Annotated in this window: 20 protein-coding genes; 9 read left to right on the top strand and 11 right to left on the bottom strand. The window is 67.4% G+C overall.

Annotated elements, in window-relative coordinates:
* Positions 1-12: 12 nt before the first annotated feature.
* Positions 13-1,872 carry an ABC-F family ATP-binding cassette domain-containing protein gene (locus U1872_RS07340; protein WP_332792232.1) on the bottom strand — a complete coding sequence of 620 codons (1,860 nt, stop codon included), beginning with the start codon at positions 1,870-1,872 and terminating at the stop codon, positions 13-15.
* A 79-nt stretch (positions 1,873-1,951) separates the two neighbouring features.
* Here U1872_RS07340 and U1872_RS07335 point away from each other — a divergent pair, with 79 nt between their 5' ends.
* Positions 1,952-2,413, top strand: coding sequence for a GreA/GreB family elongation factor (locus U1872_RS07335; RefSeq protein ID WP_332792231.1), 462 nt, complete (start codon positions 1,952-1,954; stop codon positions 2,411-2,413).
* Between the two features lie 110 nt (positions 2,414-2,523).
* Here U1872_RS07335 and U1872_RS07330 read toward each other — a convergent pair whose 3' ends face one another.
* Complete coding sequence (locus U1872_RS07330) at positions 2,524-3,792, bottom strand: class I SAM-dependent methyltransferase (protein WP_332792230.1); 1,269 nt, start codon at positions 3,790-3,792, stop codon at positions 2,524-2,526.
* Between the two features lie 354 nt (positions 3,793-4,146).
* On the opposite strand from U1872_RS07330, the gene U1872_RS07325 reads away from it, so the two are divergent.
* Positions 4,147-4,872, top strand: coding sequence for a hypothetical protein (locus U1872_RS07325; RefSeq protein ID WP_332792229.1), 726 nt, complete (start codon positions 4,147-4,149; stop codon positions 4,870-4,872).
* Between the two features lie 43 nt (positions 4,873-4,915).
* Here the strand turns inward: U1872_RS07325 and U1872_RS07320 are convergent, their stop codons facing one another.
* The 3 genes from U1872_RS07320 to U1872_RS07310 form a co-directional block, all read right to left on the bottom strand.
* Positions 4,916-6,226 (bottom strand): sensor histidine kinase, encoded by a 1,311-nt coding sequence (locus U1872_RS07320; protein ID WP_332792779.1) that lies wholly within the window; start codon positions 6,224-6,226, stop codon positions 4,916-4,918.
* Positions 6,227-6,270: 44 nt separating this feature from the next.
* Positions 6,271-6,990 (bottom strand): response regulator, encoded by a 720-nt coding sequence (locus tag U1872_RS07315; RefSeq protein ID WP_332792778.1) that lies wholly within the window; start codon positions 6,988-6,990, stop codon positions 6,271-6,273.
* Between the two features lie 96 nt (positions 6,991-7,086).
* The gene (locus U1872_RS07310) at positions 7,087-7,566 is read right to left on the bottom strand and encodes an EF-hand domain-containing protein (protein WP_332792228.1); all 480 of its coding nucleotides are present in this window, start codon (positions 7,564-7,566) and stop codon (positions 7,087-7,089) included.
* 199 nt (positions 7,567-7,765) lie between these two features.
* Between U1872_RS07310 and U1872_RS07305 the strand changes: the two genes are divergently transcribed.
* The gene (locus tag U1872_RS07305) at positions 7,766-8,020 is read left to right on the top strand and encodes a hypothetical protein (protein ID WP_332792227.1); all 255 of its coding nucleotides are present in this window, start codon (positions 7,766-7,768) and stop codon (positions 8,018-8,020) included.
* Between the two features lie 110 nt (positions 8,021-8,130).
* Here the strand turns inward: U1872_RS07305 and U1872_RS07300 are convergent, their stop codons facing one another.
* Complete coding sequence (locus U1872_RS07300; RefSeq protein ID WP_332792226.1) at positions 8,131-8,907, bottom strand: thioesterase family protein; 777 nt, start codon at positions 8,905-8,907, stop codon at positions 8,131-8,133.
* Entirely contained in the window at positions 8,904-10,430 is a 1,527-nt protein-coding gene (locus U1872_RS07295; RefSeq protein WP_332792225.1) for a class I adenylate-forming enzyme family protein, read from the bottom strand. Before U1872_RS07295 ends, U1872_RS07300 begins: the two co-directional genes overlap by 4 nt.
* A 100-nt stretch (positions 10,431-10,530) precedes the next feature.
* Between U1872_RS07295 and U1872_RS07290 the strand changes: the two genes are divergently transcribed.
* Positions 10,531-11,145: a glutathione S-transferase family protein gene (locus tag U1872_RS07290; protein ID WP_332792224.1), complete on the top strand. Its 615-nt coding sequence runs from the start codon at positions 10,531-10,533 to the stop codon at positions 11,143-11,145.
* A gap of 43 nt (positions 11,146-11,188) precedes the next feature.
* Here U1872_RS07290 and U1872_RS07285 read toward each other — a convergent pair whose 3' ends face one another.
* Positions 11,189-11,884, bottom strand: coding sequence for a glutathione S-transferase N-terminal domain-containing protein (locus tag U1872_RS07285; protein ID WP_332792223.1), 696 nt, complete (start codon positions 11,882-11,884; stop codon positions 11,189-11,191).
* Positions 11,885-11,925: 41 nt separating this feature from the next.
* Positions 11,926-13,152: an MFS transporter gene (locus tag U1872_RS07280; RefSeq protein ID WP_332792222.1), complete on the bottom strand. Its 1,227-nt coding sequence runs from the start codon at positions 13,150-13,152 to the stop codon at positions 11,926-11,928.
* A 346-nt stretch (positions 13,153-13,498) separates the two neighbouring features.
* Between U1872_RS07280 and U1872_RS07275 the strand changes: the two genes are divergently transcribed.
* The 5 genes from U1872_RS07275 (at position 13,499) to U1872_RS07255 (ending at position 22,972) form a co-directional block, all read left to right on the top strand.
* Positions 13,499-14,716: an acyl-CoA dehydrogenase family protein gene (locus U1872_RS07275; RefSeq protein WP_332792221.1), complete on the top strand. Its 1,218-nt coding sequence runs from the start codon at positions 13,499-13,501 to the stop codon at positions 14,714-14,716.
* Between the two features lie 109 nt (positions 14,717-14,825).
* The gene (locus U1872_RS07270) at positions 14,826-15,893 is read left to right on the top strand and encodes an acyl-CoA dehydrogenase family protein (protein ID WP_332792220.1); all 1,068 of its coding nucleotides are present in this window, start codon (positions 14,826-14,828) and stop codon (positions 15,891-15,893) included.
* Between the two features lie 252 nt (positions 15,894-16,145).
* Positions 16,146-19,175 carry a TonB-dependent receptor plug domain-containing protein gene (locus U1872_RS07265; RefSeq protein WP_332792219.1) on the top strand — a complete coding sequence of 1,010 codons (3,030 nt, stop codon included), beginning with the start codon at positions 16,146-16,148 and terminating at the stop codon, positions 19,173-19,175.
* A 160-nt stretch (positions 19,176-19,335) separates the two neighbouring features.
* Positions 19,336-21,756 carry a ribonuclease R family protein gene (locus U1872_RS07260; protein WP_332792218.1) on the top strand — a complete coding sequence of 807 codons (2,421 nt, stop codon included), beginning with the start codon at positions 19,336-19,338 and terminating at the stop codon, positions 21,754-21,756.
* Positions 21,757-22,027: 271 nt separating this feature from the next.
* A complete protein-coding gene (locus U1872_RS07255; RefSeq protein ID WP_332792217.1) occupies positions 22,028-22,972 on the top strand; it encodes a GGDEF domain-containing protein in 945 nt (314 codons plus the stop codon).
* 15 nt (positions 22,973-22,987) lie between these two features.
* On the opposite strand, the gene U1872_RS07250 is transcribed toward U1872_RS07255, so the two are convergent.
* Both U1872_RS07250 and U1872_RS07245 read right to left on the bottom strand, forming a co-directional pair.
* Positions 22,988-24,154: a saccharopine dehydrogenase family protein gene (locus U1872_RS07250; protein WP_332792216.1), complete on the bottom strand. Its 1,167-nt coding sequence runs from the start codon at positions 24,152-24,154 to the stop codon at positions 22,988-22,990.
* Positions 24,155-24,268: 114 nt separating this feature from the next.
* Positions 24,269-26,083 carry an ABC transporter transmembrane domain-containing protein gene (locus tag U1872_RS07245; RefSeq protein WP_332792215.1) on the bottom strand — a complete coding sequence of 605 codons (1,815 nt, stop codon included), beginning with the start codon at positions 26,081-26,083 and terminating at the stop codon, positions 24,269-24,271.
* Between the last annotated feature and the right edge of the window lie 81 nt (positions 26,084-26,164).

Genomic DNA, 26,164 nt, shown 5'->3' with positions numbered 1-26,164 from the left:
CATCGGGGCGGTTCAGGCCGCCGCCAATTCCAGCGACTCACTGATCTCGAACCAGGCCGCCTCTGCGGTGTCGAGCTTCTTCGAAATCTGCGCATGCTGCTTGACGAGGTCGGCTGGGGACAGTCGCGCGAGCCACGCCTCGGCGGTGCTCGGGTCGAGCATCGCGCGGTCGATCGCGTCGCGCTGCTTGGTCAGCTTGGCGACGAGCGCCTCCGCCTCGTGCGCGCGCTTCTGCAGCGCGACTGCGGCGGCGCTCAGCTGCGGCTTGTCGTCCTTCTTGGCGGCCTTGGTCTTGGCGCCTTCGCCCCCGCCGTCGCCCGAAAGCACGAAGGCGATGTAATCCTCCATGCTGCCGGCATACTCCTTCGCGGTGCCGTTATCGACCAGCACGAGCCGGTCGGCGGTGAGCTCGACCATGTGGCGATCATGGCTGACGAGGATGACGGCGCCGTCATAGGCGTTGAGCGCCTGCACCAGCGCTTCGCGCGCATCGACGTCGAGATGGTTGGTCGGCTCGTCGAGGATCAGCATGTGCGGCGCGTCGCGCGTGATCAGTGCGAGCGCGAGCCGCGCGCGCTCGCCGCCCGAGAGCTTGCCGACCTTCTGCGTCGCCTTGACGCCCGAGAAGCCGAAACGGCCGAGCTGCGCGCGGACCGCGCCGGGGGTCTTGCCCGACATCATCCGCGTCATGTGCTCGAGCGGAGTGTCATCGCCGTCGAGTTCCTCGACCTGATACTGCGTGAAATAGCCGACGCGCATCTTACCGCTGGCGTTCATCGCGCCGTCCATCGTCGGCAGCTGCGCGGCGAGCAGGCGGGCGAGCGTGGTCTTGCCGTTGCCGTTGCGGCCGAGCAGCGCGACGCGGTCGTCGGGGTCGAGCCGCAGGTTGAGCCGCTGGAGGATCGGCTTTTCCGCGTAACCGACGGCGGCCATGTCGAGCGTGATCAGCGGCGGGCGCAGCTCTTCGGGGCTCGGGAATTCGAACGACAGCGTCGGATCCTCGGCCATCGAGGCGATCGGCTGCATCTTGGCGAGCATCTTCTGGCGGCTCTGCGCCTGCTTGGCGGTCGAGGCGCGGGCCGAGTTCTTGGCGATATATTCGCTGAGCTTTGCCCTTTGCGTGTCCTGCGCGGCCTTGGCGGCGGCGAGCTGCGCGACGCGCTCGGCGCGCTGGCGCTCGAAGCTGTCGTAGCCGCCGGTGTAGAGATGGACCTTGCCGCCCTCGAGATGGAGGATCGTGTCGACCACATTGTTGAGCAGATCGCGCTCGTGGCTGATGACGACCATCATCGCGGGGTAGGACTTGAGGAAGTTCTCGAGCCACAAAGTCGCTTCGAGATCGAGATGGTTCGAGGGCTCGTCGAGCAGCAGCAGGTCTGGCTCGGAGAAGAGCAAGGCGGCGAGCGCGACGCGCATCTTCCAGCCGCCCGAATAGGAATCGAGCGGGCGACCCTGCATTTCCTCGTCGAAGCCGAGGCCGACGAGAATGCGCGCGGCCCGGGCAGGGGCGGTGTAGGCGTCGATCGCGGTGAGGCGCTCGTAGATCACGCCCATGCGGTCGGGATCCTGGCAGGTCTCGGCCTCGACCAGCAGCGACGCACGCTCGGTATCGGCAGCGAGCACGGCCTCGACCGGGGTGGTGGTGCCCGAGGGCGCTTCCTGCGCGATATAGCCGATGCGCGTGCCGCGCGGCATCTCGATCTCGCCGAGATCGGGCTCGAGCTGGCCGATCATCACCTTCATCAGCGTCGACTTGCCGGCGCCGTTGCGCCCGATCAGGCCGACGCGGCTCTTGGGCGGCAACGCCGCGCTCGCACCGTCGAGGATCGCGCGCCCACCGAGGCGCACCGTGATACCATTGATATTCAGCATCGGCGGGCCGTAGCAGATTGTTGCGTTGCACCCAAGTGTCCGCCACGACGTTGTGCAACAAAGCCTGTGGAGAGCCTGAATGAGCGTCGCCTTCCGCCGCGAGAGCGACGAAGAACATCTGGAACCCAAGTTCGAACGGCCGATCGCGCCGGGGCCGAACCTGGTCACGCCGCGCGGGTTGGCGCTGATCGGGGCGAAGGTTCTGGAGCTCGAGGCGGCGGCTGATGGCGCAGGGCCCGAGGAGCGCGAAGCGGTGCTGCGCGAGCTGCGCTATTGGCACACGCGCCAGACCACCGCCGAGGTGGTCGCGGCACCGGCGGAGGGCGAGGTCGGGATCGGAAGCTGCGTGACCTATCGTCTGAACGGCGCCGAGCGCAGTGTCGAGATCGTCGGCGGCGACGAGGCCGATCCGGCGGCGGGCAAGATCGGCTATCAGGCGCCGCTGGCGCGTGCGCTGATCGGCGCGGAGGTCGGCGAGCGCGTCGATTTCGCGGGGAAGGATGAGGCGATCGAGGTGCTCGCGACTTCGCTCCCGCATTGACCGCCGGCCGCGCGCACGCGTTGGGATCAAACCCCATTCGCCCTGAGCCTGTCGAAGGGCTGGTCTCCGCTTGCGAACGGTCCGTGGCAGGAGAGGGGGCTTCGACAGGCTCAGCCCGAACGGGTTGAGTGGGCGGGTCGGCCAACAGTGAAGGCCTGTAACCCGGCTTCCGCATCCGCCATATACCCCCGCGTCAGCGGCAGCGCGCGGCGGTCGCGGATCAATTGCACCTGGTAGTTGCACATCACGCCGTGCTTGAACGCGGCCATCGCGCCGGCGAGATAGAACACCCACATTCGATAGAAACGCGCGTCGAACATCGCCTCGATCTTGGCGCGATTGGCGACGGCGCGGTCGTACCAGTGGCGGATCGTCAGCGCATAATGGACGCGCAAGGTCTCGACGTCGGCAGCGATCAGCCGGACCGACTCGCTCGCGCCGACGATCTCCGACAGCGCCGGGTTGTAGCCGCCGGGGAAGATATACTTGGCCGTGAACGGGTCGGTCTGCCCCGGGCCGCCCATCCGCCCGATCGTGTGGAGCAGCATCACGCCGTCCTCCTCAAGCAGCGCGCGGCATTTGTGGAAGAAGGTGCGGTAATTGGGCACGCCGACATGCTCGAACATCCCGACCGAGACGATCCGGTCGAACCGGCCGGTCAGCTCGCGATAGTCGATCAGCTCGAACGTGACGCGATCGGCGACGCCGGCTTCCTCGGCGCGGCGGCGGGCGGTCTTGAGCTGTTCTTCGGACAGCGTGATGCCGAGCACGTCCACGTCGGCGACGCGGTTGAGATACAGCGCCATCCCGCCCCAGCCACAGCCGATATCGAGCACGCGCTGCCCCGGCCGCAACTGTAGCTTGGCGGCGATATGCGCCTTCTTGTCGAGCTGCGCTTGCTCGAGCGTATTGTCCTCGTCGGTGAAATAGGCGCAGCTGTATTGGCGGTCGGCGTCGAGGAAGAGATCGTAGAGCCGGTCGCCGATATCGTAATGGTGCGCGACGTTCTGCTTCGATTTGGCGATGCGGTTGAGCTGCCGCAGCCGCGCGGTGCTTGCCGCCCAGGCGAGCTTGACCGGGTTCTTGGTGCCGATCGTGCTGCGCCCGTCCTCCCAGCGGCCGTTGCCGCGGATCAGATCGATCATCCCGGCAATGTCGTCATCGTCGACGAGCAGCCGCCCGTCCATCCACGCCAGCGCCGCGCCGAGCCGCGGGTGGCGTGCGATATAGGTCGCGACGTTCTTGTCGGCGAAGCGCAGCGTGACGGGGCGGAAGGCGGGATCGGGCGTGCCGTACTGATAGCGCGTGCCATCGGCATCGATGATCGTGAGTTCGCCGCGCTTGACGAGGTTTTTCGCGAACCGGTCGAACAGCCACATCGGACATAGGCTCCATCGTCGCTGCTCCGTGGCGGGCAGCCGCACGGCATATCGCGTCGATCGTGCCTGTCTCGATCGCACCACGCAAGTCCGCCCTGATCGAGAGGTCGCGCTTTTGAATTCACACGGTCCAAAAAAATTTCCGGTGTGATGGTGATGCTGAAATCAGTCCTCGGAATCCTGTTCCCAAGTCTTCTGAACTATAACGCTTGCGAAACGATCACGTTTTTCGGCGGTTCTTCGTTCGGATGAGCCAGATCAAGTATCAATTCGTCAATATGTTGTGGTTATTTATCTGGTACGTCGAACAGGGCGGCGCTCGAATCGCGTCTATAAAGAGCGTGTGGAGGTATCATGACGAAAATGTACGGGATTATTTTGGCGGCTGCAGGCCTGTCGCTGTCGGCATACCCTGCCTATGCGCAGGTCGGCCCGGTGCAGGACAGCGCGCAGGAGCATCCGTCGGAGCAGAGCGGGAGCGCACGGGACGGCCGGTTCCGGTTCGGCATCACCGCGGGCACGCTCGGCATCGGTCCGGAGATCGGCTATCGCGTCAATCGCACGATCGGGGCACGAGCGAATGCGACCTTCCTGTCGGTCAGCCACAGCATCAAATCGAACGACGTCCGCTACGATGGCAAGGTCAACCTCAAGTCGGGCGGGGTGATGCTCGATCTCTATCCGTTCGGCGGTGGCTTCTTCCTGTCGGCCGGCGCGCGCACCAACGGCAATGACGGTCGGCTGCGCGCCACGCCGCAAAATATGACGAAGATCGGCAACATGGCCTTCACGCCGGCGCAGATCGGTACGATCAGCGGGCGAGCCGAAGTGAAGAGCGTCGCGCCGCAGTTGACGCTCGGCTACGGCGGTGGCCTGCGCCGCGGCCTCAGCTTCAATGTCGAGGCAGGTGCGCTGTTCCAGGGCGCGGTGCGGGTTCGCGACTTCGCCTCGAACGGCACGCTGTCGAGCGACCCGCGCTTCATCGTCGAGCTCGAGAAGGAGCGCGTCAACATCCAGAAAAAGGTCGACGACTATCAGGTCTATCCGATCCTGCAGTTCGGGCTGAAGTACCGCTTCTGATGGCCATGGCGCGGCGCGGGGGGCCTTGCCTCCCGCGCCGCGCTCAGCGTGCCAGCGTGATCCGCGCGACCAGGCCGCCGCCGTCGCGATTTTCCAGCGTGATGTCCCCGCCGGCATCGCGCACGATTGTCCGCGCGAGCGCCAGGCCGAGGCCGATCCCGCCGGTCTCCTTGTTGCGCGACGTTTCGAGCCGGGTGAACGCCTCGAAGACGTCGCCCAGCCGGTCGGCCGGAATGCCGGGGCCGCGATCGCACACCAGGATCGCAACCGCATGCGCGCCCGGCAGCACGCTGACCTCGACCGCGCCGGCATATTTCAGTGCATTCTCGATCAAATTGCGCAGCGCGCGGCGCATCAGGCCGGGGCGCAACCGCATCTGGATGCGCGGGCTCTCCTCGAACACGACCTCGCTGCCCATGTCGCGGAAATCCTCGACCACGGCGTCGACCAGCGCGGCCAGGTCGACCTCGGTCGGTGGTTCGCTCGGGCGGCCGAGGCGGGCGAGCGAGAGGATGTCGTCGAGCGTGCGGTTCATCTCGGCGATCGTCTCGGCCATCTTCGCGCGATCGGCATCGTCCTCGACCGATTCGACGCGCACGCGGAGCGAGGCGAGCGGGGTACGCAGATCATGGCCGATCGCGCCGAGCATCCGATCCTTCTCGTCGAGCATGGCGGTCACGCGCAGCCGCAGCGCGTTGAACGCGGCGATCACGTCGCGCACGTCCTGCGGCCCGGCGGCGGGAACGGGGTCGGCGGCGGCGCCGGGGTGGAAGCTGCGCGCGGCCTCGGCGAGTCCGCGCAGCGGGCGCGAGATGCGTCGCCCCGCCCACAGCAGCGGCACCAGCACGACGATGTACAGGATCGCGGTCTGCGCCATCAGCCGCCAGAAGATGTCCGAATTGTCACGCGTCCACGGCAGGTTGAGAACCAGCCATTGCCCACCCGGCCGCTCGACCGCGACCTGCAACTCGGCACCGCCGCGCAGCAGTCGCTCGACGCGCTGCGCGCTGACGTAGCGCAGCCGCGGGTCATTGCGCTGGATCGGCAGGACCTCGGTCTCGATCCGGGCAACCTTTACGCCCGCCTCCGCCAATGCGGCGTGGAGCGCCGTCTCGACCTCGCGCACATGCTCGGCGCCCGGCTTGATCGGCGATGCAGGTGCCAGATGCAGGCGGCTCCAGCCGCGCCCGGCGCCGATGTGCCGGCCCGCGGCGATCCGTTCGTCGGCATCGATGATCCGCGTGACGACCGGTCCGGTCGCCTGGTCGAGCCGCGCGCGCCGACGATCCTGCAGCGCGAGCGTGAAATTGATCGCCTGCGCGACGAACAGCGCCACCGCGATAAGCAGCGCCATCTGCCCCGACAGGCTGCGCGGGATCGTCTGCAGGCGCGAAAGTCTCAAAGGCGCGTCACTTCGGCGGCGAGCGTGTAGCCGCCGCCCCACACCGTCTTGATCAGCTCGGGGGCCTTGACGTCGGCCTCGATCTTGCGGCGCAGGCGGCTGACCTGATTGTCGATCGCGCGGTCGAACGCGGCGGCCTCGCGCCCTTGCGTCAGGTCGAGCAGTTGGTCGCGCGTCAGCACCTGGCGCGGGCGCGTGACGAGCGCGTGGAGCAAATTATACTCGCCGGTCGACAGCGGCACCGACACGCCCTCGCGGTCGACCAGCGTGCGCTCGCCCGATTTGAGCACCCAGCCGGCAAAGGCGAACGATCCGCTCTCGGGCGCATGCTGGCGCGTGCCGCCCGCCGCCGCGCGCCGCAGGATGACCTTGACGCGCGCCGCCAGTTCGCGCGGGGAGAAGGGCTTCACGACATAATCGTCGGCGCCCATCTCCAGGCCGACGATACGGTCGGTCTCCTCGGTGCGCGCGGTGAGCAGGATGACCGGCACCTCGCCGCTCTCGCGGATATGGCGGGTGAGCGACAGCCCGTCCTCGCCCGGCATCATGATGTCGAGGATGACGAGATCGATCGCATAGGCCGTCATCCGCGCGCGCGCGCCCTCGGCGTCGCCCGCCTGCGTCACGCGGAAGCCCTGCCGCGTCAGATACTGCGCGAGCGGCTCTCGGATCGAGCGTTCGTCGTCGACGAGCAAGAGATGCGGCGTGTCGGCCATCGGTTCGGTGCTTAGCATGGCGTGGCGCTCTTGAAAGGGGCTGCCGGGCGAGCCGGGGGAAGCTCGCCCGGCGTCCGGGCCGGGGAAGGGCCCGGATCAGTGACCCGGCGTGGTCGGCGCCGGGGGTGGGGGTGTCGTCGCCGGCGCCGGCGCGATCGCGTCGGCGGGGTCGGCGCGGCCACCCCCGCCGGGGCGCATCGCGCGGGCGCGGTCCATCCAGGCGGTCAGCTCCTCGCGCGAGATCTGCCCGTCCTTGTTGGCGTCGATCCGCGCGAAGCGCGTATCGGCCTGGGCAAGGAATTCGGCGCGCGAAATCTTGCCGTCGCTGTCGCCGTCGGCGCGCGCCATCATGCGACCGCCGGGCCCCTTCATCTCGTCGGCGGTGAGGAAGCCGTCCTTGTTGGCGTCCAGCCTGGTGAAGCGGGCATCGGCTTCGGCCCGCGCTTCGGCCTGCGAGATCATCCCGTCGCCATTGGTATCCGCCGAGCGGAACATGCCGCCGCCGCCCTGCGCGACCGCGGCGGCAGTGGCGAGCGCGGCGACTGTCGTGGCGACGAGAAAGCGCGTGATCGACATAACGGAAACTCCTGTGCTGGCTGGGCGGGGCGCCGTTCCTTCTGCCCCCTTTCATAGCGGGAAACCTGTCGCGCGACTGTGCCGCGGACGCGAAGAAGTGTCGCAATCTGTCGCAACGGCCGCTCCCGATCAAACCCGGTCCTTGCGCCTATGGCCGTCCGATACGATAAGCGGACACCGTGGGCGCGGAGGTGGCGGCATGGTCAGTGGTCTGGTGAGCGTGGCGGCGGCCCTGTGCGGGGTCGGTCTCATCCTGGCGATGGTGATACGCTCCAGACAGCTCCCGCCCCTGGCGCGATATGCCGTCATCGGCTCGTCTTTCGGCCTGTTCCTGTCGAGCCGCTATATGGAAGTCGATCACAGTTTCGGGGCCATCATCTTCACCATCGGCGTCGCTGCGCTCATGATGACGGTGGCGATCCGACATCTTCGGGCCTTTCCTCCGGCGTACTGATCCCCGTCCTGATCCGGCAGCGACAGCTATCGCGTTTGATCGTCCGAAAGCGGTCAAACCGCGCGTCACCCCAATCGCACCCGGGCCGTTTGGTGCCCCCCGCGCGGCTGCTAGCCGAAGATCGCGACGCTCTGCATGCCCTGCGCGATCGGCACGCCGTCGGAGTTCCACAGCATCATCGTCTGGCTAGATCCGCCGTTGATCGCGTGCTGCGACTCTGCCGAGAGCAGCCACCAGCCGTCGGTCGTGGCGGGCGCAGGCGTGAGCAGATTGACGATCCACGTCACCGAGCTCAGCGGCACGAACTCCTTGCCGAACAACTTGAATGCCGCGGGCGGGAGCGCGTCGGCGAGCGCGAGCACCTCGACCATCGGGTCGATCCCCGCATAATCGCGCAGCCGGGCCCAGCGCAGCCATTCGGCCTCGCCCGGCGCTTCGGCCTTGAGATCGAGGAAGTTGAAGTTGCCGGTGAAGAATTCGTCGGGGCCGGTGTAGAGTTTCGCATCCGCTGCAGGCGGCGGAAGCGTGGCGGCGAGCCCGCCCTGCAGCTCGACCCGCGACGGCTGCTCGGCCATGAACACGAACACCGCGCGATAGCCGAGTCCGGCGTCCGAGACGATGTCGGCCTGGATGAAGGCGGCGGTGCGGCCGCGGCGCAGCTTGGTTGCTGTGACGCGCACGTCGCCCGACAGCGGGCCGATGAACGACACTTGCGCCGATCGCAGCGGTGGCAGGTCGGGCTCGATCCCCTGCGCGGCGTGGAGCGCGAGCGCGCTCGACAGGCCGCCATAAGCGGTGCGGCCCTGCAGCCAGTCGCTGGGGATCTGCGCGCGGAAGCCGCCGTCGATCGGCGTGGCGGCAGCTAGGATCTCGCGGATCGGGGTCATGCTGCGGTCTCCGCCAGACGATCGCGCAAGTCGCGCTTGAGCACCTTGCCGATCGCGCTGCGCGGCAACTCGTCGATCGCGTGGAGCGCCGACAGCCGCTGCGTCTTGCCGAGCTGGGCGTTGGTCCAGTCGAGGATTTCCGTGATGCTCGCATCGACCCCGGTATGGGGTACGTAGAAGCCGACCGGCGTCTCGCCCCACGCCTCGGACGGCACGCCGATCACGCTGCAATCGGCGACCGCGGGATGCGTTCGCAGCACCCCCTCGAGATCGGTCGGATAGATGTTGAACCCGCCCGAGATGATCAGATCCTTCTTGCGGTCGAGCAGGGTGAGGAAGCCGTCGGCGTCGAAGCGCCCGACATCGCCGTGGCGGATGTAGCGGTTGCCTTCGGCATCGTGCCATTCGGCCGCCGCGGTCGCATCGCTGCGGCCGTGATAGCCAGTCATCATCGCCGGCGAGCGGCCGACGACTTCGCCCATCTCGCCTTGGGGCACTTCGTTGCCGTCGTCGTCGATCAGGCGGATGTCATGGCCCTCGACCGGGCGGCCGACGGTGTGGAGCTTGTCGGGAAAGCCGTTGGCGACGAGCAGGCAGGTGCCGCCTCCCTCGGTCATGCCGTAATATTCGACGAGCAACCCGGGCCAGCGCGCGAGGATGTCGGCCTTCAGCGCGGCGGAGAAGGGCGCCGAGGTGCAGGTCTTGAAGCGGAAGCTCGCGAGGTCGAAGGTGTCGAAATCGGGGAGCGCCATCAGCCGCTGATATTGCACCGGCACGAGCATGGTGTGCGTCGCGCGGTGGCGCTCGGCGAGGGTCAGATAACCGCGCGCATCGAACTTCTTCATCAACACGACGGTGCCGCCCCAGCCGAGCGTCGGGAGGAAGCTGACGAGCGTGGTGTTCGAATAGAGCGGGGTGGCGATCATCGTCACCGCGGTCGCGAAGCCCGCGGCTTCGTTGCGGCTGATATGCGCCCAGCGCATCGCGTGGCTCTGCACGATGCCCTTTGGCGTGCCGGTGGTACCCGACGAATAGATGATGTTGAAGCCGTCGTCGGGGCGGATCGTGACGGGCGCGGGGTTCGCACCATCGGGCGCGAGCCAAGTGCCGAGCGACTTTAGGCGGACGAGTTTGCCGGGGATGTGCTGCCCGGCGAGCGCGCTCGCGGCGTCGGCATCGACGAAGGTGATCGGCGCGGCGCAATCGGCGATCATCGCGACGATGCTCTCGGGCGTGCCCGAAGGCGCGAGCGGGGTGGCTAGGCAGCCGGCGCGCAGCGCGCCGAGGAATACCGCGGCATAATCGATGCTGGCCGAGGCGACGATCGCGACTGCCTGGCCCTGCGCCACGCCGTCGCGCTGGAGGGCGGTGGCGATGCGGTCCATCAGCGCGTCGAGGCTGGCATAATCGAGCTCACCGTCGGCCTCGGCCAGTGCGACCTTGTCGCCGTGCTCGGCGGCGTGCGCACGGATCAGGTCGGGGAGGGTGGCGAAGTCGCCGGCAAGCATCTCGGCAGCGGTCATCGTGTCTCTTTGTGCAAGTCCATGGGTTCGATTCGCTAGTCTAGCTGACGGAAAAATGCCATACGCGATCTTCGAAAATACATTTTAGGGGGATGCCATCATGCTGTTCTACGACGCGGCCAACCCCGCGCCCAATCCGCGGCGCGTGCGGATCTATCTTGCCGAAAAGGGCTTGAGCGTGCCCAGCACGACGCTGTCGATTCGCGACATGGAGCATAAGGGTGCGGCGTTCCTCAAGGTCAATCCACTTGGGCAGATCCCTGCGCTGCACCTCGACGACGGCAGCGTGATCACCGAAAGCGTCGCGATCTGCCGCTACTTCGAATGCCTTCATCCCGAGCCCGCCCTGTTCGGCCAAGGCGCGCGCGGCGTCGCCGAGGTCGAGCAGGCGTTGCGGCGCGTCGAATTGCGGATGGGGTCGCCGTTGACGCAGGTGTGGCTGCACACCCACCCCTTCACCGCGCGCGTCATCAAGCCGCAATTTCCCGATTATGGCGAGACGCAGCGGCCGCGCGTGCTCGAGGCGATGCGCGAGTTCGATACGACGCTGAGCGGGCGCGAATGGCTCGACGGAGCGGGCTATTCGATCGCGGATATCGTGCTGCTGACGACGATCGATTTCGCGGGGTTCGTGGGGATCGCGGTGCCCGAGGAACTGGGCGCGTTGCGCGACTGGCATGCCCGGGCGAGTGCCCGCCCGAGCGCCAGCGCGTAACGCTTCCGGCCCCCCCCCCCGGCTTGAGGTCGGGGGGATCGCCTTACCCGAGCACCTTCGCCGTCTGTCCGAACAGCACTTTCTTGGCTTCCTCGGTCATCGGCTTGTTCTCGCTGATCGCTGCGCCCTTGGCATAAGCGGCGACGGTCGCGGGCCGCGCGGCGATCGCGTCGAACCAGCGCTTGAGATTGGGCGTGTCCTCGAGCTTCTGGCCCTGCCGCTCATACGGGACGATCCACGGGTAACAGGCCATGTCGGCGATCGAATAGCTGCCGGTGATGAAGTCGCGGCCCTCGAGCCGGCGATCGAGCACGCCGTACAGCCGGTTGGTCTCGTTGACGTAGCGGTCGATCGCGTAGGGGATCTTCTCGGGCGCGTAGCCGCTGAAATGGTGGTTCTGCCCGAGCATCGGCCCGAGGCCACCCATCTGCCACATCAGCCACTGCACCGTCTCGGTGCGGCTCCGCAGGTCGGTGCCGATGAATTTGCCGTATTTGTCGGCGAGATAGAGCAGGATCGCGCCCGATTCGAAGATCGCGATCGGCTCTCCGCCACCGACCGGATCATGGTCGACGATCGCGGGCATGCGGTTGTTGGGGGCGATCTTGAGGAAATCGGGCTGGAACTGCGCGCCCGAGCCGATGTTGACGGGCACGATGCGATACTCGACCCCGGCTTCCTCGAGGAACAGCGTGATCTTGTGGCCGTTCGGCGTGGGCCAATAATGCAGGTCGATCATGCGCTTGCTCCTGTGGTGTCGCGCCCCAGATGGGAGAGCCGTTACGCCTCCGCAACTGCTGCTGTCGCAGCGGGCGCACGGTTGGACACTTTCCACGCGACGACGCCGAGCGCTGTTGCCGCAAGCACCGCGGCGAGCAGGAACGCCGCGCCCGGAAACCCGTGCTCGACCCCGGCGGCGAGCGTTTGCGTCATCAGCAGCGGGCTGACGATCGCTGCGACGCTGCCGAGGCTCGCGAGGCCGCCCTGCAACGCGCCCTGCCGATCGGGCCCCGCCATTCGCGACAGCAGGCCGTTGATCGCCGGGCCAATGAAGCCCGACAGCGCGGCGAGCAGCATGATCGCATAGGCCTGCCACCCCGCAGTGATGAAGGCGAAGGCGAGGAAGCCGCTCGCCCCCGTCGCGAGGCCGATCACCAGCGCGCGCCGGTCGCCGATCCGCCCGATCACCGGCGCGACGAGCAGGCCTTGGACCAGCGCCATCACCAGCCCGACATACGCCAGGCTCAGCCCGATCGCGGCTGGGCTCCACGCGAAACGGATCGTCGCCCAGAACGCCCAGGTCGCGGGGTAGACCATATGCGCGAGCTGCCACAGGACGCAGACGATCAGCAGCGGGATCGCGCTGCGATTCTCGAACAAGGGTTTGAACGCGCCGACGATGTGCGCGTCGCGCCAGCGGAACGGGCGGCGATGCTCGCGCGCGAGCGATTCGGGCATCGCCACCGCCATGATCGCGGCGTTGGCCAGGGCGAGCGCGGCGGCGGCGATGAACGGCGCGCGTGGGCCGAGTCCGGCTATCAGCCCGCCGAGCGCGGGGCCGATTACGAAGCCGATGCCAAACGCGGCGCTGACATAACCAAACGCCGCGCTGCGCTTTTCGGGCGGGGTGACGTCGGCGATCACCGACGACGCCGGGCCATAGACCGCGCCGGCCACCCCTGCGATCGCGCGGCCGAGGAACAGCCAGGCGAGCGTCGGGGCGAGCGCCATCAGCGCATAGTCGGCGCCGAACGCCAGCATCGAGGCGATCAGCACCGGGCGGCGGCCGAACCGGTCGCTCAAATTGCCGAGCACCGGCCCCGCGACGAATTGCGCGAGCGCGAACGCGACGAGCATATAGCCCGCGATCCGGGTGGCATCGTCGATCCCGACATGACCAAGCCGGGTGATCAGCGCTGGCAGCACTGGGAGCACGATGCCAAAGCCGATCGTGTCGATCAGCACGGCAGCGAGCACGATCGGCACGGCGCGGTTGGCGAACGGCATCGGATGGGGCCCCTTTGGACAAAGCTTACCGCGATTTGGGGCCGGGTAAACATCGGTTCTCGCGTCGGTCTCCGTTGCCCCGCGGTAGCCCTCTCCCGCTTGCGGGAGAGGGTTGGGTGAGGGCCTTCTTCTGCTTGCGTGTCCTTGGGGGTCGAAAAGAAGGGCCCTCACCGACTGCGACTAGGGCCGCGCTGAAGGAGCGCGACCCAAGTCTCCGTTGCCTCTCCCGCTTGCGGGAGAGGATATGCGCGTCGAGATCGCATCAATCGCTCTTCCCATCGCCGGCATTCTGTCGTATCGCGCCGCCATACCCGATCTTCAGATTCGATCTGAAAGGACAGCTTTCATGGCAACTGCGCCCGAACTCGACGCTCCAGCAGCCCCGCTCGACGGGTTTCGCGCAGAAGTGCGTGCCTGGCTTGCGGATCACTTCCCGGCGTCGCTCAAGGGCAAGGACAATGCGCTGTCGGCGCTCGAAGGCCCGACTGAGCTCTCGCCCGATCAGGCCGCGTGGCAGGCCGCGATGGGCGAGAAGGGCTGGGGCGTGCCGAGCTGGCCCGCGGCGTATGGCGGCGGCGGGCTCGACAAGGCGCAGATCCGTGTCCTGAACGAGGAAATGGCGCGCGCCGGCGCGTGGAACCCGATCGGCGGGATGGGCGTGATGATGTTCGGGCCGACGCTGCTCGAATATGGCAATGAGGCGCAGAAGCAGGAGCATATCCCGGCGATCGCCAAGGGGCTGGTGCGCTGGTGCCAGGGCTATAGCGAGCCTAACGCCGGCTCCGATCTCGCCAACGTCCAGACCTTCGCCGAAGATGCCGGCGATCATTACATCGTCAACGGCCAGAAGACCTGGACCTCGGGCGGGCAATGGGCCGACAAATGCTTCGCGCTCGTCCGCACCGACAAGAGCCAGAAGCATGGCGGCATCAGCTTCCTGCTGCTCGACATGACCGCGCCCGGCGTAGACGTCCGGCCGATCGCGATGATCTCGGGCCAGTCGCCCTTCTGCGAGACCTTCTTCACCAACGTGAAGGTGCCCAAGGAAAATCTGGTCGGGCGCGAGGGGCAGGGCTGGGAAATCGGCACGCGCCTGCTCCAGCATGAGCGCAACAGCCTGTCGGGCGGCGGCGGCGCATCGCGCCTTTTTGCGGGCAAGCCGATGGGGAAGTTGGCCAAGGAATATCGCGGCGAAGACGAGCGCGGCCGCGTTCCCGACAGCGATCTTCGGATGCGGATCGTGCGGCACGAGATGGACAGCCGCGCCTTCGCGCTGACGCTGCGCCGCGCAGCACTCGAGGCCAAGTCGAACCAGGGTCCGTCGGCCGCCACCTCGATCATGAAGAATGTCGGCGCGCGCATCACGCAGGATCGCGCAGAACTGTCGATCGAGATCATGGGGATGGCCGGGCTCGGCTGGGAAGGCGAGGGCTTCAGCGAGGACGAGCTGACGCAGACGCGGACTTGGCTGTGGGGCAAGGCGGTCTCGATCTATGGCGGATCGACCGAGATCCAGAACAACGTGATTTCCAAGCGCATCCTCGGGATGCTCGACCACCAGTAATTCAAGGATAGGCTGCCACGTGTGACGCGCGGCGGGCCGGAGAGGGGCGGGGTGAAGGATGGCTAAAGCCATCCTCCCCCGTTTTCCATTCAGACGAGGGGATAGCGCGATGGCCGTACTCAACGACGAACAGACGATGCTCCGCGACATGGTGCGCGAATGGTCGGACGAGCAATCGCCCGTCAGCGCGTTCCGCAAGATGCGCGCGGTGGCGCCGGCCGAGGGGTATGATCCCGCTGCCTGGGCGACGCTTGGCGAAATGGGCCTGCCGGGGATCGTCATCCCCGAAGAGCATGGCGGCACGGCGTTCGGCTATCTCTCGCTCGGGTTGGTGCTCGAACAGCTCGGACGCAATCTCGCGGCGTCGCCCCTCGCGTCGACCTCGGCGGCGGCGACCGCGATCCTGATGGGCGGATCGGACGCGCTGAAGGCGCGGTGGCTGCCGCAGATCGCCAGCGGCGCGGTCGTCGCGACGCTCGCGATCGACGAGGGCCCCGTCCATGATCCCGCGAAGATCGCGACGAGCGTCGTCGACGGCAAACTCAGCGGCACCAAGGCGTTCGTCGCCGAGGGCGACAGCGCGGGCGTGTTCGTCGTGGCTGCCGTCGATGGCCTGTATCTTGTCTCGAGCGATGCGGGCGTCACGCGTTCGCCGCGCCATATGGCCGACTCGCGCAGCCACGCGCAGGTGACGTTCGACGCTGCGCCCGCCGAGAAACTGGGCGATGCGTCGCTGACCGCGCAGGTGATCGACCGCGCGACCGCCGCGGTGTGCGCCGAGATGCTCGGCATGGCCGAACAGGCGTTCGCCACCACCAACGATTATCTCAAGACGCGCGTCCAGTTCGGCCAGCAGCTCTCGACCTTCCAGGCGCTGCAGCACCGCATGGCGAAGATGTTCACCGAGCTCGAGCTGATGCGCTCGGCGGTCGAGGGGGCGCTCGAGGCGATCGATGCCGGGCGGTCCGACATCGACCAGGCGGTCAGCCTCGCCAAGGCGGTCGCGAGCGACACGCTCCACCTCGTCAGCCGCGAAATGATCCAACTCCACGGCGGGATCGGCATGACCGACGATTACGACGCCGGCTTCTACATCAAGCGCGCGCGCGTGCTCGAGACGATGTGGGGCAATGCGGCGTTCCACCGCGAGCGTTTCGCGCGGTTGAACGGCTACTGAGCCGCTCCGTTCCCTGCACGCAGTCCGGTTGCGCGCCGTCGCATCTTCGCCCCGAAATCTCGCTCCCTCGCGCTGATTAGAAGATCCGTTCTGGCCAATTCGGGGCCACCTCTCCGCAAGCCGCTGAACCGCCACGTACATTTACGTAGCGGATCGCGCTGTGCGCCCGCTTGACATTAGGACCGTATCGGCGTCAATTCGAGCTTAGGGTATGGAGCCGACAAGCGCTCTGGTCCGCAGGGGAGAGATATGATGCGCGCGCGCTATGTGACGTCCTGTGCCTTGTTCGCCTTGACGATGGGGCTAGCGCAGCCAGCGCTCGCGCAAGTCGCCGTCCCCGCGCCGCAGACGCCACCCGACGATGCCTCCGGACCCGATATCGTCGTCACCGGATCGCTGATCCGCGGCACGCCCGAGGACGCCGCGATCCCGGTCGACGTCATTTCGAGCGAGGAACTCGCGCGCCAGGGCACGCCGACCGCGGTCGACCTGCTCAAGAATTTGCCGACGTCGAGCGGGGTGATCGGCGATGCCAACCAGTTCGACAGCCGCAGCCAGGGCAATGAGGGCGTCGCCTCGGTCAATCTGCGCGGTCTCGGTCCGCAGCGCACGCTCGTCCTGCTCAACGGCAAGCGCCTCGTCGCGGTCGGCGGCGGCATCCCGATCGTCGACGTCAATCTGATCCCGTCGGCCGCGATCGGCCGCGTCGAAGTGCTCAAGGACGGCGCGGCGGCGACCTACGGCTCGGACGCGATCGCCGGCGTCGTCAACTTCATCACGCGTACCGATCAGAAGGGTTTCCTCGCCTCGGGCGATTATCGCTACATCCGCGGGTCGAAGGGCGATTACACCGCCAATCTCAGCTTCGGCCACAATGGCGACGGGCTGCATTTCCTCGCCTCGATCGGCTACCAGCATCGCTCAGAACTGCGCACCACCGACCGCGACTTCACGATCCAGCCCTATGCCAACAATCCCCAAGGCGGCTATACCGGCGGCGGCAACCCGGGGAATTTCGGCTTTGCCGGCTCGGCCAATTTCGTCCGCGATCTCGGCTGCGAAGGGCTCGGTGGGTTCCGCAGCCAGGCGGGCTCGACGACCGATCGCTGCTTCAACAATTACGGCCAGTTCGGCAATCTGGTCGAGCCCGAGGATCGCATCCAGGCCTTTGTCGACACCTCGATCCAGCTGACCGATACGCTCAAATTCTCGGCCAGTGCGCTCTACGGCTACAGCTCGACGCGGATCACCACCTCGCCCACCTATCTACCGACGCTGCCGCCGTCGGCCAATGCCGCGAGCGGCGGGGCGGGGCTGTTCATCATCCCGACCTATGCGCCCGCTTTGCGCGATTATTGCACGCTGTACGGCGCTGCATCGGGCTGCATCACCGCCGGCGGCGTTCCGCTCGCGCCGGCAATTGCGTTCCCGGTGCTGTTCCGCCCGGCCTTGCTCGGCGGCAACCCGCTGTTCCGCGGCAACAATGGCGACGATCGCGGCTCGGCCTATTCGAAGCGCGTGTCGGAGGAGATGCGCTTCACCGCCGACCTGTCGTATGACGTGACGCCCGGCCTCAATCTGACCGGCAGTTTTACTTATTCGCAATATAATCGCGAGGGTGAGGGGACCGACACCTTCGGGGATCTCCTGCAGAATGCGCTGGCGGGCTTCGGCGGGGCGAATTGCGCTTTTGCCACGCCGCAATCGCGCGCCGGGCTGACCGCCGCGCAGGTCGCGGCGCTGGCCGGGACCAACGGCTGCACCTTCTTCAACCCCTTCTCGACCGCGGTCGCCTCGAATGGCGTCAGCGGGGCGGCCAACGCCAATTTTGCCGGGACGCGCAACCCCGCCGGGTTCAGCCTGACGCCCGGTGCCGGCCTGATCAACGACCTGGCGACCTTCGACAATTTCTTCCGCACCACCAACACGCGCTACAATACCCGGCTGCTGGTCGGGGATCTCGTGCTGAGCGGCAAGACCGGGCTGCGGCTGCCCGGCGGCGACCTGAGCTTCGCGATCGGTGCGCAATATCGCAAGAACGACTATTCGGTGCTCTACAACAACGACAGCAACATCGCGATCAACCCGTGCCCGGGCTCGCCGCTCAACCCGGCCGCGACCTGCACGCAAAAGACCGGGGCACTCGGCTTCCTCGGTACCAATGCCAATCTGTCGACGAGCAACGACATCAAGGCCTTCTTCGGCGAATTGCAGGTGCCGTTGCTCGACCGGCTCAACCTGCAGCTGTCGGCGCGCTACGAGGATTATGGCGGCCGGGTCGGCTCGACCTTCAATCCGCAAGGCCGCGTGCGATTGCAGGTGACCGACTGGCTCGCGCTGCGCGGCGGGGCGGGGACGACCTTCCGCGGGCCGCCGGCGCAGCAATTGTCGGGCAACCTGACCGCACTGCAGATCATCGGCACGTCATTCCGCGCGGTCGACATCAACGGCAATGCCGACCTCTCGCCCGAGAAGGCGACGACCTATAGCGGCGGGATCCTGCTCAACAGCGGCGGCTTCAGCGCGAGCCTCGATTATTATCGCTACGAGCTGAAAGGGCCGATCGAGGGAGAGCCGATCCAGGGGATGGTCAACGCACTGTTCGGCGCGAGCGGCACCGCCAATTGCGGCAATGCGGCGTTCGCTGCGTTGCAGGCGCGCTTCACCTTCACGGGCGCCGGCTGCGGCATCGCCAACGTCCAGCGGCTGCGCACCCAGACGATCAACAGCGCCAACGTCACGACGTCGGGGCTCGATCTGCAGGCGGCGTATCGCTTCGGGCTGGGGGCCGCGAACCTCGAGTTCGGCGGCAGCGGCACCTATGTGATCGACTACAAGACCAAGGACATCACGGTCGAGGGGGTCGTCGTCCAGCCGGCGTTCGACGGGGTCGGCCTGCTCAACTATCAGACGACGGCATATCCGATCCCGCGGATCAAGGGCACCGCCTATGTCCAGGGTGCGGTCGGCGGGCACAGCCTGCGCGTCCAGTACAACTATATCGACGGCTATACCGACCAGCGCGGCGCGGCGATCTTCGGGCCCAATGCCGGGGCGCTGGCGGGCGCATCGGTGACCGGGGGCAAGAACATCAAGCCGTTCGGGACCTTCGATGCGACCTTCCGATTCTTCCTGCGCAGCACGGGATCGACGCTGACGCTGTCGGCGCTCAACATATTCGACAAGGCGCCGCCGTTCGCGCGGCTCGACCAGAATTACGATCCGTTCACGGCGAACCCGCTCGGCTTCACCGCGAAGATCGGTATTTCGCAGCGGTTCTGAAGTCCCGCCGTTCGCCCCGGCCCTGTCGAAGGGCACCGCTCCGCGAGCGATTGCGTCGCTTGTGGAGAGCGGGGCTTCGACAGGCTCAGCCCGAACGGCAATGGCGACGCAAATGCCGCGCCCTTTGCCGTTTGGACGCCAGTCGCGTATCGCTGTCCCGATGCCCAAGCCAGTCAAGCGCACCCCCGGTCTGCCCAGCCGCGACCAGATCCTCGCCTTCATCGCCGAAAGCGACGTGCCAGCGGGCAAGCGCGAGATTGCGCGCGCCTTCGGGCTGACCGCGCAGGACAAGATTTTGCTCAAAGCCTTGCTCAAGGACATGGCCGACGAAGGGCTGATCGACAGCGCTCCGGGCCGCGCCTTCCACAAGATGGGCGGGGTGCCCAAGGTGACCGTGCTCCGGATCGTCGACGTCGATGACAGCGGCAATGTCTGGGCGGTGCCCGAGCGCTGGGAAGCGACGACGCCGGCGCCGAAGCTGCGCGTGCGCGAGAAGAAGAATGGCGCACTCGGCGTCGGCGACCGCGTGCTGGCGCGCACCGAGGAGGCCGGGCAGGGCCTGATCGCGCACCCGATGAAGACCTTGCCCAAGGGCGAGGAACTCGTGCTCGGCGTGCTGCGCCAGGAGGGCAAGACGCTGTGGCTGCAGGGCGTCGAGAAGAAGGAGCGGCGCGAGTTCCAGGTGTCCGACGCGGGCGAGGCGCAGGTGGGGGATCTGGTGCTCGCCGAGATGGCGGGGCGCCCGCCGCGGATGACGGTGCGCGTGACGCAGGTGCTCGGCGATCCGTTCGCGCCGCGCAGCTTCTCGCTGATCGCGATCCACAAGCTTGGTATCCCCGATGTGTTCTCGTCCGAGACGCTCGACGAGGCGGTGCGTGTCGCCGCGCAGCCGCTCGGCGAGAAGCGCGAGGATTTACGCCATTTGCCGATCGTCGCGATCGACCCGGCCGATGCGCGCGACCATGACGATGCGGTGTGGGCGGCGCCCGACGATGATCCTTCTAACGATGGCGGCTGGAAGGCGATCGTCGCGATTGCCGATGTGTCCTTCTATGTTCGGCCGGGGGCGAGCCTCGACCGCGAGGCGCGGCGGCGTGGCAACAGCGTGTATTTTCCCGATCGGGTCGTGCCGATGCTGCCGGAGAGTTTGTCGGCGGAGATGTGTTCGCTGAAGGAGGGCGTCGATCGGGCGGCGCTCGCGTGCCATTTGCGGATCGGCAAGGATGGGGCGCTGAAGTCGTGGCGATTCACGCGTGCGGTGGTGCGGATTGCGGCGAATCTGGCGTATGAGGATGCGCAGGCGATGGTGGATGCGCACCACGCGTCTTCTTCCCCTCCTGCTCCTTCTGCTCCCCTCCCGCTCGCGAGTTCGGGGTCGACAGCGCCCCGCGCTGTCGAGGATGTGCCGGGGGCACATCCGACCCCGAACTGGGCTGGGGGAGGGGCTGTCCACGCGACGGACGATGCGATTGAGGCACGCCCCTCCCCTAACCCCTCCCGCAAGCGGGAGGGGGATTTGGACAGCGAAGGCATCCTCGCCGCTCTCCTCCCCCTCTGGTCGTGCTGGCACGCGCTCAACAAAGCCCGCACCGCGCGGGCACCGCTCGATCTCGACCTCCCCGAGCGCCGCGTCATGCTCGACGAGAAGGGCCGCATCCTCTCGGTCGCGCCGCGCGAGCGGCTCGATGCGCACAAGTTGATCGAGGATTACATGATCGCCGCCAACGTCGCCGCCGCCAAGGCGCTCGAGGCGAAGAAGGCACCCGTCATGTACCGCGTCCATGAGCAGCCAGGCCGCGAGAAGCTTGTCGCGCTGAAAGACTATCTCAAGACCTTCGGGATCGAGTTCGCGCTCGGCCAGGTCGTCCAGCCGCGCACCTTCAACCACATCCTCGACAAGGTGATCGACCGCGACGAGCGGCCGCAGATCATGGAGCAAGTGCTGCGCACGCAGACGCAGGCCTATTACAGCCCCGCCAACATGGGCCATTTCGGGCTCGCGCTCGGCAGCTACGGGCACTTCACCTCACCGATCCGGCGCTATGCCGATCTGCTCGTCCACCGCGCGCTGGTCGCGGCGTATGATCTGGGGCCCGGCGGGCTGACCGAGGGCGAGGCTGCGGCGATGGAGAAGATCGGCGAGAGCATCTCGATGCTCGAACGCCGCGCGATGGAGGCCGAGCGCGACACGATCGACCGCTATGTCGCGGCCTATCTGTCGGAGAAGGTCGGCGAGGTGCTCGAGACGCGGATCACCGGCGTGACCAATTTCGGTTTCTTCGCGACGGTCGAGGGCATTGGCGGCGACGGCCTGATGCCGGTGCGCGATATCGGCGGCGAATATTTCCGCTTCGACGAAGCGAGCCGCACCCTGATCGGGGACCAGAGCGGGACGGTCTATGCCAGCGGACAGAAGCTCCAGCTGCGGCTGGCCGAGGCCAACCCGGTCTCGGGGGCGCTACGCTTCGAGATGGTCGAGGGCAGGGGCGCGCGCGTCGACAGCGACGACCGGCGGCCCAAGCGCGTGATCAAGCATCGCGGGCGCCCGACGAACATCCGGCATCAGGGCAAGAAGCGCTGAACCCCGCTTGACGTCCTCCTGATCCCCTATTTGGCGCTCCGCGCCCGCCGATCGTCGAGGCAGCCTATAATATGGGTCTGGACTCTTTTCGGCGTCTCGGAATGGGGAGGGCGAGTGTGCGCGGTTGCATGCACGAACGCAGCACGGAATGGCGGGTGGAGCGTGCTCTGCGCAGCAGTGGCTCGCCCGTGACGACGCGCCGCGGGCGGGGCTCGGCGGGGTTGCCCTGATGCCGAGCGCTTTTCGCAGGCAGGCCTTCGCAGGCGAGCCGGTGCCGACCCCAAGTGCGACCGCGCCGTCGCGCTGGTGGTCGCATTTCAATCATGCCGAGCGCCTGTCGGATACGGGATCGTGGCGGCTCGACCTCGCAACGACGACGATGGAATGGACGCCGCAAGCCTTTTGCATCTTCGGCCTGGATCCGCACGGCGGAGTCCCTACGCTGGACCGCGCGCTGGAATTCTATCCGCCAAAGGATCGCGAGCTGTTGATGCAGGCCATCGATCGCGCGATCGACAGCGGCAAGCCCTACGAGATCGAGACCTATATCGTCAGCGCTCGCGGCGAGCATCGCCGGATCCGCAACATCGGCGAGGTCGAGCGGATCAACGGAGCGCCGGCCTATCTGATCGGGGTCTGCCAGGACGTGACCGCGCAGCATCATATCGAGAAGGCGCTCGAGCGCACCGCGCTGTCCGACGAGCTGACCGGCCTGGCAAACCGCGCTGCGCTCAACCGGTTTCTCGCGCAGCATATCGAACGCGGCAATCGCGACAGGGCGTTCGCGGTGCTCCTGCTCGACCTCGACAATTTCAAGGCGGTCAACGACACCTTTGGCCATCATGCCGGGGATGACGTGTTGCAGCGCGTCGCGGCCGTGTTGGCGGCGCATGCCGATCGGATCGGCTTTGCGGCACGGCTCGGCGGCGACGAGTTCGTCCTGTGCATCACCGACCCTGCGACCGTCGACGCGCTGCGGGCCTATCTCGAGACGTTGCTGCGCGACCTGGTCCTGCCGGTCGACGGCGAGGCCTCGACGATCGTTGTCGGCGCGACGGTCGGGGCCTGCCGGCTGGACGAGGAGATCATGACCCGCAGCGAGATTCTCCAACGCGCCGATCTCTCGCTCTACAATGCCAAGGCGCTCGGCAAGGGGCGGGCGATGGTGGCCGGCGATCTCCGCCCGATCCTGCCGGGACAGGGTGGCGAACCGTAAGCGGCGTGAGGGCGGTCATCCCACCTGAAACGTCAGCCCCGCCTTGGCCTGCAGCCGATCCTTCAGCCCGGCGCCCATCAGCGCGCCCGGCGTCCAGATTCCGCCCCCCTTGTCCTTGGCGCCCGCGATCTGCTCGACCAGGCACAGCGCGGTCTCGGCGATGATCTTGCTCGTCGAGCCATAGCCCGGATCCTTGTCGCCGGTGACGACGCAATCGATCCGCGCATCGTTGGCGCCTTCGCCGATGAACAGCAGGTCGTAGAAGCCGGCGTCGCGTTCCTCGGGCGAGGGGCCTTCGCCAGGCTTGGGGCCCTTGTCGCTGGCGAGCGGGTTCATCCGCGCGATCGCCTCGGCGGCGGCCTTGCCCATTTCGCCGAGGCCGGGCGCGACCATCATCTCGTCGTAGACGAAGTCGGCGCCATATGCCTCGCCGAGCAGGAAGTTGGTGCGATGGACGTTCTTGGTGTTGATCGGCGCCATGATGAACGGCGCGACCCACGCCTCGATCGTCCGGTCATATTCGGGCAGCAGGCCGGTCGGCTGATGCGGCCCGGTAAAGCCGGGGGTCAGCGCGAAGGGGTTGGTGAGCAGGCCGAGGATCGAGGGATGCCTGGCCGCGGCGGCGAGCGTCGCCTTGAGACTCGCCACCGTGCCGCCCGAGGCGCCGCCCTGCATCTTTCGCACGCGGCCTTTCACGCGCGGCATCGGATGACCGAACTTGGCCTTGGCGGCGTCCTGCAGCGCGAGCACGCCGAGATCGAACGGGATCGAATCGAACCCGCACGAGAAGACGATGCGCGCGCCGGTGCGCTTGGCGGTTTCGTGATGTGCGTCGATCATCTGGCGCATCCAGGCGGGCTCGCCGCACAGGTCGACATAGGCGGTGCCGGTTTCGGCGCAGGCAGCGACGAGGTCGCTGCCATAGAGCTGGTAGGGGCCGACCGTGGTGAGCACGAGCTGGGTGCGCTCGCACAAGCTCCGCAGGCTGGCGGGGTCATCGGAATTGGCGGTGACGAGCGGAGTGTCGGCGGGCGCGCCGATCAGGTCGCGGACTTCCTGCAGCTTGGACAGCGACCGGCCCGCCATGCCCCAGCGCTGCGCGCCGATCTGGGTCAGATATTCGGCGACGAGGCGGCCGGTGAAGCCGGTCGCGCCGTACACGATGATGTCGAAGTCGCGCATTGTTCTCCCCTCCCGCTTGCGTGGGGGGTCGGGGGAGGGCCCTTCCATCCGCGCGGTGGGGGGGATCATGCCCTCCCCCAGCCCCTCCCGCAAGCGGGAGGGGAGGAAGAAGCCCTACGCCGCTTCGTTGAACTGCAGGCTCGCCAGCCGCGCGTACAGGCCGCTTTCGCCGATCAGCGCGGCGTGGTTGCCTTGCTCGACGATCCGGCCCTCGCGCATCACGATGATCCGCTCGGCGGCGCGCACGGTGGCGAGGCGGTGCGCGATGACGAGCGTGGTGCGCTCGGCCATCAGGCGCTCGAGCGCTTCCTGGACGAGCCGCTCGCTCTCGGCATCGAGCGCGCTGGTCGCTTCGTCGAGCAGCAGGATCGGCGCGTCGCGCAGCAGCGCGCGCGCGATCGCGACACGCTGGCGCTGGCCGCCCGACAGCCGCGCGCCGCCCTCGCCGAGGAAGGTGTCGAGACCTTCGGGAAGCTTGTGGAGGAATTCGGCGGCATTGGCGGCCTCGGCGGCGGCCCACAGCGCGTCGTCGGGCGCGTCCCAGCGGCCGTAGCGCAGATTGTCGCGTGCCGACGCGCCGAAGATCACGGTCTCCTGCGGCACCATTGCGATCCGCGCGCGGACTTCGGCCGGGTCGGCGTTGCGCAGGTCGACGCCGTCGATCCGCACGCTGCCCGCCTCGGGATCGTAGAAGCGCTGGATCAGCTGGAACAAGGTGGTCTTGCCCGCGCCCGACGGCCCGACGATCGCGACGGTTTCGCCGGGACGCACCGACAGCGAGAAATCGTGCAGTGCGGCGACGTCGCGGCGGCTCGGATAGCGGAACTCGACATGGTCGAACTCGAGCGTGCCGCGCGCGGGCACGGGGAGCGCGGCGGGTTGCGCCGGCGCGCGGATCTCGGGCACTTCGGCGAGCAGTTCGGACAGTCGCTCGGCCGCACCCGAGGCGCGCAGCAGGTCGCCATAGACTTCGGTCAGCGAGCCGAACGATCCCGTCACCAGCGTCGCGGTGACGAGGAAGCCCGCGAGCGACCCCGCCGACAGCCGCCCGGCGGCGACGTCGCCGACGGTCGACCACATCAGCAGCGTGACCGCGCCGAACAGCAGGCCCATCACCAGCGCGGTCATGATCGCGCGCGTCGCGATGCGGCGCTTGGCGGCGTCGAGGCTGCGATCGACCGCATCGCCGAAGCGCTTCGCCTCGCGCTCCTCCTGGCCGAACGCCTGGACGATCTTCATCGCGGTGAAGGTCTCGACCGCCATCGACCCGATATCGGCGATACGGTCCTGGCTCGCGCGCGACTGGCTGCGCACGCGGCGGCCGAGCAGCATGATCGGCAGGATGATCAGCGGCACGCCGATCACGATCGACAGCGCCATTTTAGGCGCGAAGACGAACAGCAGGATCACGCCGCCGATTCCGGTCAGCCCGTTGCGCAGCGCGACCGACACCGTCGTGCCGACGGCGCCTTCGATCAGCGCGGTGTCCGAGGTCAGCCGCGAGGCGACTTCGGACGGGCGGTTCTCCTCGAACCAGCGCGGCGCGAGCCGCAAGAGGTTGGCCTGCACCGCGATGCGAATGTCGGCGACTGTGCGTTCGCCGAGCCACGACACGAAATAGAAGCGGATCGCCGTTGCGATCGCGAGGACGAAAACCAAACCGAGCAGATCGTAGAAGACATGGTCGATATGCGCGACATCGCCCGCACCGTGCGTAAAACCGCGGTCGATCACCGACTTGATGCTCCACGACGTCGCGAGCGTCGTGGTCGAGGTGACGAACAACGCCATTAGCGCGATCGTAAGCTGGATCGGATACCGCGACGTGTAGCGCCACACCATCGCCAGGCTGGCAAGCTTGCGCCCACTGGGTCGAGGTGGCGCGACGGAGGGATCGATCGGGACGGCGGCGGGTTGTGTTTCGACCATCTGCGGTGCGTAGCAGGCACCACGACCTGCCTCAATCCGCTACGGAATTGCGGCAACCCCGGCATTGCCGTTTGCCGCAAT

This window comes from Parasphingomonas frigoris (genome assembly GCF_036663815.1).
GTDB lineage: Bacteria > Pseudomonadota > Alphaproteobacteria > Sphingomonadales > Sphingomonadaceae > Sphingomonas.
This window is presented reverse-complemented; position numbering and strand designations above follow the sequence as displayed.